This is a genomic window from Corynebacterium sp. MSK012 (genome assembly GCF_030232435.1).
GTDB classification, from domain to species: Bacteria; Actinomycetota; Actinomycetes; order Mycobacteriales; family Mycobacteriaceae; genus Corynebacterium; species Corynebacterium jeikeium_D.
This window is the reverse complement of sequence record NZ_JASPJU010000011.1, coordinates 50,670-66,499: the sequence shown is the minus strand read 5'-3', so window position 1 is coordinate 66,499 and position 15,830 is coordinate 50,670. Positions and strand designations below refer to the sequence as shown.

The window sequence follows — 15,830 nt, the reverse complement described above, 5'->3', positions numbered from 1 at the left end:
TCTAACGTACGGGGCTTGTCCCAAAAATGCAGCCATGCCTGGTCACTGCGGACTTTAACCAAAAAAGCACCTCGGCTTGCGTGTAATACGCAAACTGAGGTGCTTTTCGAAGCAGTAAAGCTTAACGCTTGGAGTACTGCGGTGCGCGACGGGCCTTGTGCAGACCAGCCTTCTTGCGCTCGACAGCACGAGCGTCGCGGGTGAGGAAGCCAGCCTTCTTGAGAACGCTGCGCTCCTCCGGGTTGAACTCGTTCAGGGCACGAGCAATAGCCAGGCGCAGAGCACCGGCCTGACCGGACGGGCCACCACCGTTGATGTTGGCCTTGATGTCGAACTGGCTCTCGCGCTCGACCAGGACCAGCGGATCCTTGATCTCCTGCTGGTGCAGCTTGTTCGGGAAGTAATCCTCGAGCTCGCGGCCGTTGCAGACAATCTTGCCGGAACCAGCGGTCAGAACGACGCGGGCGACAGCGCGCTTACGACGACCGACAGTCTGAATCGGACGATCCAGGGTCAGCGGTGCAGCCGGAGCAGCCTCAGCCTCGGTCTCGGTAGCAACTGCGTCGCCGATGGAAGAGGTGAACTCTTCAGTGGCAGCAGCAGCGGCAGCCTGAACATCATCGTAGGAAGCCTCGGTGGCCTCTACGTTCTGGTTCTCATTGACGTCCTGTGGGTTGGTCACTGTGCCACCGCCTTGATCTCGTAGTTTTCAGGCTTCTGACCGGCGAACGGGTGCTCGGAACCGGCGAAGACGTGCAGCTTCTTGATGGACGCACGCGAAAGCTTGTTGTGCGGCATCATGCCCTCAATAGCCTCAGCGATAACACGCTCCGGGTGAACCTCGAGGGAACGACCCAGGGTCATCGACTTCAGGCCACCCGGGAAGCCCGAGTGGCGGTAGCGCATCTCACGTTCCCGCTTGTTCGAGGAGACGTGCACCTTATCGGCGTTGATGATGATGACGTGGTCACCGCAGTCGACGTTAGGGGCGAAGTAAGCCTTGCCCTTACCGCGCAGCAAGTCTGCGGCGTGAGTAGCCAGACGGCCGAGAACAACGTCGGTAGCGTCGATGACGTACCACTTGCGCTCGATGTCACCGTCCTTCGGATGGAAAGTAGACAACATGACTCCTTTTAGGGTCCGTGTAGATTTGCCAGCCACCGTGCACACTGTTGTTATTCCCCGGCGGCCGGTGGAGACCCGAGGCAACATTCACGTGTGCGCACACAGTTTGACTACTCTACCTTGAGATGGCACTAGAACAAAAAATGCCAAAGCCAGTCTCAGCCGCAAACTGCTGAGACTGGCCTTTCCCCCCTGGAGTGCTGCTAGCAAGAATACTTCAAAGGCAGATACCTAACTGAAGATCTCAATTGAGCAATGTCCTCCCCTCCCCCGGTTACATAGCTCAATCAAAAGTGCCTCAAGCAGGAACCAAGCTATCCCCAGCTAGCTGCCGCGCGGCGGTTAATATCCGCCATTCGCTGGCTACCTGCGCTGACCGTATCCGCGATAGTCGTGAGAATCATATTGAGCTCCTCCGCTGCTGTGTCCCATTCACGCTGAGCCTCCTGGTAAGAATCCGAAGAGTCACCCTCCCACGTAGAGACCATCGGCGCGATGCGCTTCTTCAAATCTCCGAGCAGCCCGTTGATGGTGCCAGAAGTGGACCGAATGTCATCGGCAGCACCGTCGATGCCGCCAAAACTGTACCTAATTGGTTGCATTAAGAACCCTTTCCCCAAAAGGTGATGTGTGTTGTGTGATTCAGTGTTGTGGTTGTGCGATTCGATAAAACGTTTAGAGGTTCAGCAACGACGCACCCGCTGCTGCCACCTGCTTGAACGACGACGCCCCCTCGTCCTCGCCCGCATCGAAGCTGCTGGAATTTGCGCGGATGTTATCCGCGATATCCGTCAGCGCATTGGATAGACGCATAGCTGCGTCATCCCAACGAAGCATCAGATCATCGAAGCTGTCTTTAGCCTGGCCCTTCCATTCCCCCGCCAGACCGTCCACGACGCCTCGAATGCGACCCAGCTCGCCCTGTACTTCCGAGTTGACGCCATCGACGTCCCCCGCGGTAGTGGTCATTTGATCTGATTCGGCTGCAAATAGGTTTGCCACTGTTTCCCCCTTATTCGTGTTGAGTGACTGATTAACGACGGCATTTTTACCTCCCCGCGCGAGCCAGCCAGCTTCCCGCGTTAAAAACCCGTCATATTGTTTGGCGCGAAAAACCCCGATTCGGTTCCATTTTGGTTTTCCAACCTTTACCCCTGCCTACCCCCCCCCCGCCCATCCCCTGGTCACCTTCTCTACGCCCCTTGCGTATTACGGCACCGGCCGAGCGCTTACTACTGCCTGGTCGCATACGGGTCGTACCGGCGCAATAGTCCTTCCTCTGAACTGGCACCCCACACTGACTTGAGTTCCGTCCATCACTTTGTGATGCCAGAGCACTATCGAATTACCTGACGGCAGCCGCTCCTCGACGACTACGACATCGGTGCCCAGTACTTGTCTGCGTTCCGGCGCGGACTTTGTCTCATCCCCGGCAACGGAGCTGCTCAAAGCGGCGGCTAGATGTTCAAGCGCCATGTCCTGCGAAAGCGGGCTAGCGAGCACCAAGACGCGCATATCTCCGCCATCCACCGCAATCAGACGGTCTAACGGACTTGCCGAGTCAAGCTCCCACCCGCCGGGAAACCGAGCTTCCACGCCCGCATTGGTCAGTTTGACTATTGGAGCAGAATCGGGAACCGGTTTCGATGTAGGTGGAGGCTTAGTTACAGGTGGCGTAGTAACAGGAGCAGCCTGTGCGTGCGACGTCTCACGCTGCTTCTGTCTTCCCTCGTTCTCGCTGGCTATGCCGCCACTAACGAGCCATGCAGCGATCCCAACAATCAGAACCACCAGCGTCAACAAACCAACGGCAGCTACTGACACAACTGTGCTTTGCTTCGACGCTGAGTTGACTTCTGCCCTGGCTGCAGGACGCCGCCCCGCGAAATCCTCCGACCGCTCCACTTCACCGACTTCAGCGTCGCCGATGTTTTTCAACCAGGCCGGATTTACGCACTCCCCGAGCCGCGAGGCTGGGCAGTCGAAGACTAGAAATCCACGGTCGCGCAGACGATCGACTAGTAGAGCTCGCCGCGGGTTCGCTAGCCCGGGTGGAACCTCGCCGACGATGAACTCAATATCCTCCTGCCAGCGGGGCGGATACTCGGTGATACCGCGCCCACCACTAACTTCCACATCATCGGGTATCCCCTGGGGCGCATCCGGATACATGGTCAGCTGATAAGCCAGCGCAATGACTGTTTCCACCAATGGTGCGCTGTCGTTCGCTCCGACCAAATGTGTCATCCGACTGGCAATGTGCCCACCGCTCAGACGAGTGACACAGACACGCGTTTCCTCTACTTCCACCAACACGCTATGAGACACAGTTGCCTCATCGAGTTCCACAACGGCGTCGGCAAGCGTCAGGATGTACGGATTGAGTTCGGCAGCCAATAGCGCGGAGGCCAGCCGGCACTGTCGCACAGCACCCCAATAGCTGGGCACAATGACTGTTTGCATGCTCTCGAGAAGCGGTCTAGGGCCATGCACCGCCAGTTCTGTGGTGTCTGCAGGTGCCGCGAGTCCCCACAGATGCCAGGTACCGTGGCGCAGCGTCGGGGTCTGAGTGGTGTCAGGAGAATCGACCCGAATCATCAACTGTCCTCCTGGTCACCAGCAGTATCCAACAAACCCAACTGCACAACCTGCGGACTCTGGCCGTGCGCCACCCAATAGCCACGACCCGGAGGCTGTTCGCAGGGCTTTACGCCGAGGATGGGGCCGTCGTCGCGTGTGCCATCCATGACAAAGACGCTGGCGCCCTGATCCTTAACCGCACCCATGACCGGGTCGTGGAGGGAACGCAACGCCCCGCTGATTCGACGGGCGAAAAAGATATTGAGCCCAATGTCGGCGGCGTGAGCGATGACTTCTACCAGCGGCTGCAAGGGGTTACCCCGTGAGCCAGCCACGAGGTCATAGTCATCCACGATGACATTGATGGTTGGACCACTCCACCAATTTCGGGCCTTCAACTGCGCTGGGGTGATATCCGGTTGCGGGAGACGAGCCTTCAGTACCTCTGCCAGCTCTGCCAGCATGGGCGTCGCCACCGCAGCCGAGCCTGCATAGCCGGCCAGCCGCTCTTCGGGCACGGCCTCCATGAGCCCACGGCGGTAGTCAATCACGACGAATTTCGAGTCCAACTGCGAGTACCGCAGCTGGTGCACGATGCCCCTCAGCGCGGCGGTTCTGCCACTGCCCGCCGAACCGAATATCAGTAGGTGGCGATCCTTTTCGGGGTGGAATATCACCGCGCCCAGACCGGCTTCTTCGAGACCCACTGCAATCGCACCTCTCGTCGCGGCCGCTGGTCGCGGCAAACGCGCAATATCAATCCGCCGTGGCAACAACTGGAGCTTGGGGGCCTGCTCACCGTGTGGCACCGTCTCTACAATCCGCTTGGTGTCCGCAGCACCGGTGAGAGCTACCAACATCGCAAACCCGCCCGGCGCGACCCCACGTCCTGGGCTCTCCGGCACCAGCTCCGCTGCCTTACGATCAATCATTGAATCCATCGACTCCGCCTGACGCAGCTCAATCCGAGTACCAATCAGGTCGCGAACGGCAGGTCTCATGTCCGTCCACCGATGGGCTGTCAGCAGGACATGAATTCCCACCGCCAATCCATCTGCAACCAGCGCCTGCACATCGTCACTCAGCGCCGGAAACTCCGTTTTGAACGCACCCCAGCCGTCAATGACCAACACCGAATCTGGCTGCCCTGCCGCCCGTGCTGCTTCCGACGAGAGCCATCCATTAGTGCGAAAGAGCTGTTCCCGACAACTTACCTCACGACGCAAAAAACCAATCGTACGGCGAATAAGCTCCTCGTCTCCGCGGTGTGCAACCGACGCGACATGCGGCAACTCAGCCAGGTCGCTCAAGCCGCCCGCACCACAATCAACGATATAAAAATGCAGGTCACGGGCGCTGATGCCGTCGGCAAGCGCGAGGATCGCTGTGCGTGCGACAGTGGTCTTTCCTGACCGCGGCGCTCCGACGATTGCCATGTGCCCGCCGGTCGTGCGCAGGTCAATACGCAGTGGGTCCTGACGCTGAAACAGCGGCTTGTCCACCAGCCCAATCACACCGGTCAATCGCTGTCGCGGCAGCTGCTCGTCGGGCTGAAGCTCGATGGCCTCCGGTAGTGGCGGCAGCCACACCCGATGCGCACGTGTCGGTACGTGCGACACCGCTGCCACCACGGCACCGAGCACCGTCTGCTCCGATGTCTGCGCAGGCGGGTCCACCATTCCACCATCGCTTAACGACGCACCGAAAGCCTCCCGCGTCCAATTTTCAGCGGTAAATTCAGCGACAGCTGCGACCTGGCCCTGCAGCCCCTGCTCTGCCCCAGCCGCTGCACCGTCAACAGGCTGCGGACGGACCACCGGGCCGGAAACATACGCCGACCGAAAACGCACCGGCTCGGCGGCAGCAGATTTGATATACCCAATGCCCGGGATGGCCGGCAGATGATAGGCGTCCGGAACCCCCAGCACGCTGCGGGACTCCGCGACGGAAAAGGTCTTCAACCCAATGCGATAGGAAAGATGGCTTTCCAGTCCGCGTAAGCGGCCTTCCTCCAGACGCTGACTGGCCAGCAGCAAATGCATGTGCAAACTGCGCCCCAACCGACCAATCGCAACGAAGAGCTCGGCAAACTCCGGGCGTGCGGAGAGCAGCTCCGAAAACTCATCCACCACAATCAGCAACGCGGGCATAGGTGGCGCATCTATCTGTCCAGCGCGCCGGGCCTGCTCATAATCGCTGACACCGGCGAAATTCCCCGCAGCACGTAGCTGCTCTTGGCGCCGCGTCATCTCACCGCGCAGTGCGTCTTCCATGCGGTTGACCAGGATAAGCTCCTGCTCCAAGTTGGTAATCACCGCCGAGACATGAGGCAATTGATCCAGTCCCAGAAACGTCGCACCGCCTTTGAAGTCCACCAGCACAAAGTTCAACTGATCCGGACTGTGCGTGGCTGCGAGCCCTACCACGGTCGTTCGGAGGAATTCCGACTTACCCGATCCTGTGGCACCAACGCACAGACCGTGTGGCCCCATGCCGCCCTCGGCGCTCTCCTTAAAATCCAGATAGACCGGCGCGCCGCCGTCATCAGCCCCAACGGGAATACGCAGACGAGCACTGCCAGAGCGCGGTCGGTAGCGCAGAGTTGTCGGAGGCGGATACAACCCGAGCTCCTCCATAACCGGATCTTCCGAGGTCTTAACAGAATCATCTGCGCTTATTGGCACTTCAAAACGCGCCAAGCTCCGCCCAAGAACCTCCGCTTCTGCTGGACTCAGCTGATCAGGTACACCAATCTCCTCCCTTCCGGACGCGGTTTCCGCATGCACAGCAGTAGTGGAAACGACCAGCGCGATGCCATGGTTAACCGCGGCCTCCCACAACGTTGACTGCGCTTCCACGACGGTCAGCAGAACTACCGAGGTCTCCGACCCCGCCGCGTCAAAAATCGGTGTCAGTTCAGTGACATCGAGCTGTCCGCTCGAATCCGCCAGCACAATCAGCACTGCAGCTGGCAGTGTGTCGATAGCCGTGAGCAGCTCCGTCAGCTGCGCACACGTCGCTGCCCGCAACCGCGCTGAGCCACAGGCATCAGTAACTGCGGGGTGTCCGTGGTGTGGTGTCCATTTCAGCCATTCCCACCCATCTCCCACAACTGCAATCAGGCAATCCTCCGGATGATGCAACGCAGCGGCTTGGGCGACCATCGCTCGAGCCAGCCCCTGCGCCGCGGTATCTCCAGTGAGCGCGATAATCTCAAAGGCCGACACATCTATGGCAAAGGGCACTCCCTCAACCTGACGAGCCGATCGAATAACTTCCCGCAGTGCTACGGCGGAAACCGGATCCAGTTTCTCGGGCGCCGGAATTGCCGGTGGTGTTACAGGCGTTGCGGGCTGCTGCGTTGCCACCCCGATGCGCAGCTGCAAGAAATCCGAGTCCCCCTTTCGACGCTCGCACGCCCGCCCCATCGCCCCCAGCTGCCACAGAGTTCCAGGCCGAGGGTGGATAAACTGCGCCGATTCACGCTGCATCCTCGCTGCTTTCGCCACCGCCCGGCGAATACTGGACAAATGCCTCTGATAGTCCTTTCGCGCCGGTGCCATGTCCTTATTTCCCGCCCCGCCCGACACCATCATGCCCACAGTGGAAAACACCATCATCAGCGGAAACATAAACGACATCGGGTTACGTCCCATCCCAGAGACAAACATCAACACCACCATGCCGACCACCGCCACGACCATGATTAACGGCATGAGTGCACGCATCAGCGGCACCGGCTGTGGCTCCGGCGCTTCCGGTGGCGCATCCGGCGCGATTGTGCCCGTCATAGGCTGTGGCCCCGCTTTTCGGGTAGCCGAAATCCCCGCCCGTGCACTAGTCACAAAAATCCCCCCGCTATGTGTCGCCCCTTGTGTTCACTCGACGGCCAATCCCCCGACCAATCGGTGTGCACATAGCTTAAAACACACTCCGGATTCTCGCAGCGCATGGCCGAAACTGATAGCGGGGGCACGCGCAGTTACTACCCCGAGTAGCGCTCTAACGAGTTGTACGCCACTCTAGAGGGACTAAAGCATGCAGAATTCATGGGGGAAATACATGCTGGGGGAACTCATTCGCGTGCGCATTGATGCCGCACACATGCCCGAAGACACCAACCGAGCACACGCAGACCTTGCGTTACCGACCAACGTCGCAATCGCCGCACTTGTACCGGATATCCTGCAAATTTTCGATATCGACATTGCGGACTTCCCGCTGGCACAGTGGCAGCTACGGACCGCCACTGGCACGATTTTGCTTGCCGACGACACCCTGAACGATGCCGGTATTGCACCAGGCGAACGCCTGGTTGTTATCAACGACCCAGGTCCCGTGCCCAAACCTCGACTCTTCGATGCCGCCGATGCTATTACCGACACCACCTATACCGACGGTATCGGGACGGCTGATTTGGTTGTTGGCTGTACCGCCGCCCTCGTGGCCACGGCTTCAATCGCAGCTGCCTCACTGAGCTTGAGCAGTACCGATTCCACACTGGCCGCGGCAATCAGCTTCATCGCGCTGCTGGCAGTAGCCGGTGGACTGCGCCTGGCGCTGTTGCGTAGCGCAAAACCGGCGATTGTCATGTCCCTGGAGCTGCAAGTGCTCATTCTGGGCACCGCTTCGGGACTCTGCTTCGTTGGCCTCGACCTACACCGCATACTCACCGACTGGCCGCCGACTGCTGCGATTAGTGTCGCGCTTGCCGTCATCGGTTTGATTTTTCTCATTTCCAACACCGGCGACGGCGACAACCGCATCACCGTTACCCTGGGCGCGGCGAGTCTCAGTGCTGCAGTTACCTTCGGTATTTACGCTGCGGCTGTCGCACTTTTCCACAACTCGGTTCAATCAGGAGCGCTCACCGCTGCTAGTGCAGTCATCCTGATACTGCTGGCACCTTCCATCGCTATCAAGGCTGCCGGTATTCGCGTACCCAAAGTCCCTGCCGCCGGCGAGAGCTTCGATGACAGCGAAACTCCCGAAATATCCCACAACGCACCTAAGCGAGCGGGGTGGATTCTCGATGGCATCCTCTGCAGTGGCACCGGAAGTCTCAGCATCTTCACCCTGGTGGTACTTTTCTCCGGAGCCTATGGGAACAGGTGGTGGCCTCTGGGCATGGCTGCTGCTGTCATAGTCTTTTGTGCAATTCATTCCCGTGGCCAAGCCCGGAAAGTAGCTTCCACCTGCACTGCTTTAGCTGGTCTTGCCGTCATTGTGGCCGTCGCTTTTCAACAGTGGTTCGAGGGTAATTGGCCAGTCTCCGCTGGCCTTGTCGCCCCAATGCTTGCAGCCACCGCCTTAGCCGCATTTCCCGCGTCACGCATCTCACCTACAACGCGCCGCATAGCTGAGCTAACCGAGGCCTGCAGTATCGCCGTTATTTTGCCCATTGCGGCCATCATTGCCGAATTCCCTGAGTTCGTAAGTGGGTTCTTCCAGTGAAAAACCCACTTTTCATGAATGCCATAAAAACTCGTCTCACCGCCACGGCCGCACTTTCCACAGTGCTTATCTCGACGTTGACGGCGGCCACCGCAGTAGCACCGTCGGGCATCGCACCAATAGCGGCTGCCCAGAACAGCCAGGACTGCGTGGCCACGATGCTGTCGTCGGAAAGCGCACTGCATGAACCGACGGTGATCGAAAAAGCTCTTCGGTTTCGCCAAGCATGGCAACTGACGACGGGTGCGGGGATTACGGTGGCGGTAATCGATACCGGGGTCTCACCCAATGAGCGCCTGGGCGAGGTTCTCGACGGTGGCGATTTTGTCGACGGCAACAGCGGGTTCGTAGACTGCGACGGTCACGGAACTCTAGTAGCCGGCATTATTGCAGGTCGGCCCGGTGCCGATGGTTTCGCCGGACTGGCGCCCGACGCGCACGTGTTGTCGATAAGGCAAACGGCCGATGGCGAAGGCAATTTGGAGTCGCTGGCACAAGCTATCGACAGGGCCGTCGCGGAGGGCGCGCGGGTCATCAATATCTCGCTCACATCGTGTGCCCCGGCAGGCGTAATGCCCCAAGGTGCAACGGATGTTGCCGAGAGCGTCGCTCGCGCGGAAATCTCGGGCGCAGTAGTGGTCGCAGCGGCAGGCAATAAGGGCGATAGCTGTCAGGACGGATCCGTAGCGTGGCCCGCAGTCCTGCCGGAGGTAATCGCAGTATCAGCAGTACAGTTCGACGATGCTGGCCAAGCACAACCCGCGGAGTATGCAATCACAGGACAATGGGTCAATGTTTCCGCTCCCGGCGGCCCCGTACTCGGCCCCGATCCGCGCACCCCTACCGGTCTCATAGACCGCCACGTGTTCGGGTCCGGGGATAACACCCGAGCTCAACAGATTGCCGGCACCAGCTTTGCCACACCAGCCGTGTCGGGCACAGCTGCCCTACTGCTGGCACGAAACCCAGAGCTTTCCCCAGCACAGGTTCGCGACATCATCCTTAATTCCGCGAGCCCAATTAGTTCCGGGCTCGGCCTTGGTCGCGGCATCATTGCACCTTATGACGCTCTGATTTGGACCACGGTGGACACTGCCGCGCAGCACGACGCCAATCCCGCGGCCGCACCGGCTCCACCGGATCTGCTTTCTTCGCAGGAGCGCAATGCACCGCTCCGGGCGACTGGACTGCTCCTGATATGCGCACTGGGCCTAGGTGCCTGGCTGCTCTCGCGCCCCAGACAGCGGCCCTAGCGCCGCCTGCTTACTCAGCTCAGGGCCTCCGCGCAACGCGGCCAGCACTTCCCAGTCCACTGGTCGCGTGCCACCGCTATCGGCATTGGTTGATGCATTAAACCCGAGGGCAGCCAACGTCGTGCGATCGTGCACAGCAAAGCGCATCCCCTCTGGCGAAATGACGTGTACGGCCCCATTTACGCTTACTGCAATCGAGCTGCGCTCACGGCTGCGACCATCCACGAAACCGTCGACGGCCGCACCCGAACCGTCGGCATGCGGGTAATCCACGTGCCGCCCCTCCGGAGCATGCTGCGACCACTGCACGAGAGCTTGCGGCCGTCCTGCTATCCGGCCGGCACACAACCAGCCATCAGCATCGGCAAACGTCAGCGGCTTTTCAGGTAGCCCCGGGACTGCTGGCGCATTCGCAACGGGAACTGCCGCCAGCTGCCCCTCACTGGCCTGCAGAACTGGGCTATGCGCAGCTAATAGCTCTCCTAGCACCGGGGAGAGAATCGCGGCACCGTCGTCAAGCACGATAACGCGCCGCTGCCCGACCTCAACCACATTGCCGACTGTGTCGAATGGAGCGGCGAAGTGCGTGGGTGCGCCGCGGTTCGGGATTGCTGGCGCGGCCAGAATCGGAACCTCCGGAATCGTTCTGAGCAACGCAGGGCTGACAGGCCGGACTGCGGCGCGTTCCAACCCCAGCGCTCGAGAAACAGCGGCGTGCTCCGGGTGGTTGACATCCAGCCGCGAGCGGTAGCCCTGCGTAATCAGCCAGAGGTTTTGGCCATCGGCAACGACGGCACTGTCCGAGTGGGTTCGGGTAAGCTGCTGCGGTTCCCCACGGACTTCTTCAAGACGCGCAAGCGACTCTGCAACAATCCACGGCTGCCCGAGGTCTTGCACCGTCCGCTCGCATAAAGACAGTGCCAACTCCGGCGCACCTGCACTGCCCCTCTTGGCAGCTCCCGAGGCACCAGAGCCTGCCGGCGCGGCCGGAACTGCTGGTGCGCCCTCAATCCCGACAGCAAAACTGATGTCCTCTTTGTCCAACTCGCTACTGCGCACCCGCTTCGGCTCAGCAGGATTGCCCAAAATTAACCGCGCCGATGCGAGATTCGCGACTGGATGCAATCGACCATTGACACGTACATGCAGGCCCTCCGACCCCGATACGACAATCAGCTGCTCATTGGAGCTCGAACCGCCCTGCGGCCGCACCAACGACAGCACCGCAGTGCCGGCGGCCAGTAAAACCACCAGCGCACAGCCGATAAACAGTGCTCGCGTACGCGTGCGCAGAGGATCGTGCAGCATTCGCGAATCCGCACGCACAAGCGCATGCTCAATCCGACGAATCAAGAATCGATGACCGCTGACCTGGCTAGGCGTAGTCGGCGTACGTGGCATGAGTTTCCCCCAAAACTATTCCCCCAAATAATCTCTACCCTGCAGAGTAAGCCAGGCCGCGCTACTGTGCGACCAGGGGAATTTTAGTGGGGAACATATTGGGGGGATTTTCACATGCCATTGTCATTGTGGCTGCTCATTACAGCAATAACCATCACTGCAGGCGCGCATGTCCCTGTGCGCGGCCGCAGCCTTCGCGACCGCCTGCGACGCACCGAACCAGGACAACTCATCGGGCTACGTCTCACGCCAGGCCTGCGCAGCCAGCTAAGCGCTGCGGATATCGTCTCGCTTGCCGACGACAGCCCAGTGACCCTGGATGCGCTGTGCTTTTATCACATTGCGCCGGAAGTCCGCGGAGAGCATGCGCACCGCTACTTCCGAGCAGCCGAGCGCTCCGGCACAGCCCCTGAACCCTGGACACATCTGGTGGCAACTCTTCCGGTGGAAGCCTCCGCTGACAAAGCCCTACGCTTCCTCATCCACCGGCTGGGAACCCTTGGTATTCGCGCACGGCGATTGACGGCACCGGAATGTGCTCTGACTGAGAGCTCTGCGGAGGTCGTGCAGCTGCGCCGCACTGGACGCTCTCATCATGTGGCGGCGTTGGGACGCAAACCGCACCTGTGGTTAAGCCGACAACGTGACATCGCTATCACTAATGGTCCGGCGCAGGTCATAGGAGCCGGGAGCAGTGGACAAACCATCACAATGTGTCCCGCGAACGTCCCCCGATTGGAGGTCGACTGCGGCAATCAGGACATTTGTGAGCTGCTCATCGGAATGCTCTCGCTCGGCTATCGAGTCGGAATTCGCACGTCCCGTCCACATTTCTATACTGTGGCTCTTGATCTGGGCGCAGTACTTCTCGCTCGAGCTGGAGACGACACCGTCGATGTGGTTGTTGTCGAAGAGTATGAGCCCGACCTGTGTACTGGAATCGCGAGAATCATCGAGGTCAGTCGTACAGGTTCGCCCACGGCAGCAGCAGCGGAAATGCCAGCTTCGTGCCCTCGACTGGCGATGGGCGAATTCACCTGGACGCTATCTACCGCCCGCACTACCGATGAATTGCAGCCACTAGCTATGCGGGCAACTAGCGGTTTAGTCCCGGAATCAACGCACCCAAATCTGGCAGACCGCCCGGCGCCTGGGAGCCGTCAGGCTCACCTTGCCCCGCTGGGTCATTCGGAGCGCCATTTTCTTGGTCACCCGGCTGACCGCCTGCTGCAGGAGGCACATCCTCCTTCGGCATCTGTGCACCAGTGACATTGCCATTGTCGATAGTGGCAGCGCCCGCTGGTCCCGAGCACTCCAGAGTCGACGGGCCATAGGCGGCACAGTTGTAACCGAATGCGCTCAACTGAGAATTCGCTGGCAGCGTCTTCATCTCACCCGCCGGCGGGAACGTCAGGACCTCGTAAGTAACTCCCCCCGGGTTCCAGGACACAGCATTGGCGGGAACCTTGTTTCCCGTGCCGTCATCGACCATCGGAGGATTGGCAAGATTCACCTGGCAGGCCAAGTAGGCGTCACCGCTCAAATCGTTGAGGAAGCAACGTGTCGTGCCATCCTCCAACTGAAAGAGTCGAGTATTTGGGCCGTCCGCCGGGGTGTAATCCGCATCATTGGCCTGGGTGATTGCAGGAGTTTCCGTCGGCGTCTCTGATTCTGTCGGTGTCGTCGACTCCTCAGTCGGCTTCGGCGGAGTCGAGGATTTAGTCTTTGCGGAAGAACTGACGGAGCGATTCGAGACTTCCGGCTTAGCCGGCTCGTCGTCTCCACATCCGGCCAGCGCGAAAGTCATCATCACACCGGCTGCGATCGTTGCCATAAATTTATTCATCCGCATGGTGTCCTAACCTACCCGACCATCGCTCCATCCCCTAGTAGCCGAGGGAGGAATTACTTCCGGAGAACTAGCTCGCATCTCGTCGATGCGTTCTGGCGTAATCACGTCATTGAAGGCGAAGATAGTTACTTCCCTATCTCGATAAACAGGGGTTACCCCTGGAGCTACCCAGAGCCCTTCACCAGGAAACTCTAAATCCTCCTTGGAATCCCAAATACCCGGGGGTGACAAATAGATGAATCCCACGTTCAGCTTTCGGGCTGAGCGATCGACATCGTTCACCCCATCCGGCCGGTCGGGGTCTGGAAAACCGAGGTAATCAGCGTGCCAATACAGCATTGAGGTGGCAGTCCACTTATTCGCCACTGGCCAGTCATAGTGCGGGAACACTACTGGCAAGTCATTGCGAGCGTACATCCAGCTGGACCCCTCCGGCGGATTCGTCAACGTGCGGTACTTATGTGCCTCCGGCTGCTCGGCCAACCAATCAAATGCCTTTAAGTCAGCCTTGGAAATGATTTGCCATTCCCTAGGGCTCTTGTAGGCGAAATCCGCAGCGCTAGCATTAGACGCCACTCCATAGACCACAAGTACAGCAGAGCTCACCGTCGCTAAGCTCAACCCCAGAACCCGCCCCGTAGATGGCACCTTTGACTCACTAATTCGAGCCGCCCACGCGCAGCCCCACGCCACGGCGATACCCGCAAAAGCGGAATACAGATACGCGGTGACCATCACCAACCGGTGAGGCGTCGAATAGTGAAGATCCGTATACAGCGCGAGAATATCGCCCGGCACGCCACCAAAATGATTGAGCGCGTGGGTCGTCATCAACACCGAAACAAACCAGGCCGGTACTACCCACACCCGTCGGCGCGAAGTACCTGCGAAAACCAAAAACGCCATCCCGATGAAACCGAGGATGATAATTGGCCAGAACGGCCGGAATTCCTCAGTGTGGCGAGTCAGCATTGTGGCGCCTCGATACCACGCATCGAAACGATCGAGGTCGTCTACTTCAGCACTAACCGCGCGCACATCCTCGGTCTGAGAAGTTCCCGTAAGCCACTGCGGCAGGAGAACTGCCACTGCTGGCACAAAGGCGGCTGCAATCACCGCGACGTCGTAAAGCTTGGCGCGAACCGCACCCAGTTCAGGATGCGCGGGACGCGGCAGGCGGTAGCACAACCACCAGATTGCACCGAGCATAACGACTGTAGGCACCGATGCCGGATGGAGCTCTCCGATACCGATTATCGAAAGCGCGGCGCTCAAGATGCGCTGAGGTGCGTGCGGGAGCGACGTAACAAAGGCAAAAACGGTAATCGCTAGTGCAATCGAGACCTGGTACGGCCAGGCCCCCACGAAGACCCCGACGGGCATCAATACCGGAAGCGCTGCGGAAACAAGCGCTGCAACCCCCGCGGCAACGGCGGTGGACAGCTTTCGGCGATCAATAATTCTCCAGGTCAGCGCCGCAGCTGCCGTGGGTATGGTCACGGCCGGAATGATAATGCCGAGGTAATTGACTGCCTCGGTGATTGGTAGACGGACAATCAGTATCCAAAGCGCACCGAACGCATGCCATGCGGCGGGATAGTAGGACACCGCCTGAGTTTCCACATTCTGAATCTCGCCCATTCTAGTGGCCGAGGCCATGCCGTCTTCCGTAATCGAACGGAGCACACTTGCATGCCAGAGTGTGTCCCAGCCTTGCTGGATGGTCGCCATCCCCTCGGACATTGAAGCGATGCGGCCGATAGCGGTCCACGTGAGAACCGCCGCTGCGATGATGACTCCGATACTTGCGATTAGCCCATAGCCCAACTCGCGCCATCGACTTGCGGCGGGCGGCTGCGTCTCGGCCGACACCGAACGCTCGACACTACCGCGCCGCCGCCGAATCAAAGCGCTGCCGCCACTCCAGCAAAGCGCGAGAAGTAGTGTCACGGCCCAGCAGATAGACGCACTTACCAAGGTGAAGCGCACATCGATAGCGCCGAGCGCCCACCCTGCGGTACCTGCGATACCAAACGTCACCGCAGGACCGAGGGCCAGCGCCCACGGAGTACGAACGCCGCTGGCTCGCACTACAACAGCGCCGGGGATTACGAGCAGCGCAACCAAGCTAACAATTGCCCACACCACTACCGAACACTCCTCCT

The 15,830-nt window shown here is 59.8% G+C and carries 11 protein-coding genes; 3 read left to right on the top strand and 8 right to left on the bottom strand.

Annotated elements, in window-relative coordinates:
* Positions 1-121 precede the first annotated feature (121 nt).
* The 6 genes from rpsI to eccCa all read right to left on the bottom strand — a co-directional run bounded on the left by rpsI (position 122) and on the right by eccCa (position 7,496).
* Entirely contained in the window at positions 122-682 is a 561-nt protein-coding gene (gene rpsI / locus QP977_RS08785; RefSeq protein ID WP_016422091.1) for a 30S ribosomal protein S9, read from the bottom strand.
* Entirely contained in the window at positions 679-1,122 is a 444-nt protein-coding gene (gene rplM, locus QP977_RS08780; protein WP_005509852.1) for a 50S ribosomal protein L13, read from the bottom strand. Before rplM ends, rpsI begins: the two co-directional genes overlap by 4 nt.
* A 317-nt stretch (positions 1,123-1,439) precedes the next feature.
* On the bottom strand, positions 1,440-1,727 hold the full coding sequence (locus QP977_RS08775; RefSeq protein WP_016422090.1) for a WXG100 family type VII secretion target: 288 nt from the start codon (positions 1,725-1,727) through the stop codon (positions 1,440-1,442).
* Between the two features lie 73 nt (positions 1,728-1,800).
* Positions 1,801-2,127: a WXG100 family type VII secretion target gene (locus QP977_RS08770; RefSeq protein WP_005510029.1), complete on the bottom strand. Its 327-nt coding sequence runs from the start codon at positions 2,125-2,127 to the stop codon at positions 1,801-1,803.
* A 207-nt stretch (positions 2,128-2,334) separates the two neighbouring features.
* Positions 2,335-3,723, bottom strand: coding sequence for a type VII secretion-associated protein (locus QP977_RS08765; protein WP_070827587.1), 1,389 nt, complete (start codon positions 3,721-3,723; stop codon positions 2,335-2,337).
* Entirely contained in the window at positions 3,723-7,496 is a 3,774-nt protein-coding gene (gene eccCa, locus QP977_RS08760) for a type VII secretion protein EccCa (protein WP_284847260.1), read from the bottom strand. The genes QP977_RS08765 and eccCa overlap by 1 nt, the downstream gene beginning before the upstream one ends.
* 247 nt (positions 7,497-7,743) lie before the next feature.
* Between eccCa and eccD the strand changes: the two genes are divergently transcribed.
* Both eccD and mycP read left to right on the top strand, forming a co-directional pair.
* Positions 7,744-9,159, top strand: coding sequence for a type VII secretion integral membrane protein EccD (gene eccD / locus QP977_RS08755; protein WP_224784273.1), 1,416 nt, complete (start codon positions 7,744-7,746; stop codon positions 9,157-9,159).
* 14 nt (positions 9,160-9,173) lie between these two features.
* Complete coding sequence (gene mycP, locus QP977_RS08750; RefSeq protein ID WP_240593290.1) at positions 9,174-10,412, top strand: type VII secretion-associated serine protease mycosin; 1,239 nt, start codon at positions 9,174-9,176, stop codon at positions 10,410-10,412.
* Here mycP and eccB read toward each other — a convergent pair.
* Positions 10,371-11,813: a type VII secretion protein EccB gene (eccB, locus tag QP977_RS08745; RefSeq protein WP_049190399.1), complete on the bottom strand. Its 1,443-nt coding sequence runs from the start codon at positions 11,811-11,813 to the stop codon at positions 10,371-10,373. The genes mycP and eccB overlap by 42 nt on opposite strands.
* A gap of 114 nt (positions 11,814-11,927) precedes the next feature.
* Between eccB and QP977_RS08740 the strand changes: the two genes are divergently transcribed.
* Positions 11,928-13,082 carry a hypothetical protein gene (locus QP977_RS08740; RefSeq protein ID WP_083324602.1) on the top strand — a complete coding sequence of 385 codons (1,155 nt, stop codon included), beginning with the start codon at positions 11,928-11,930 and terminating at the stop codon, positions 13,080-13,082.
* Between the two features lie 589 nt (positions 13,083-13,671).
* On the opposite strand, the gene QP977_RS08735 is transcribed toward QP977_RS08740, so the two are convergent.
* Positions 13,672-15,813, bottom strand: a complete 2,142-nt coding sequence (locus QP977_RS08735; RefSeq protein ID WP_284847259.1) for a DUF6541 family protein — start codon at positions 15,811-15,813, stop codon at positions 13,672-13,674.
* Positions 15,814-15,830 lie beyond the last annotated feature (17 nt).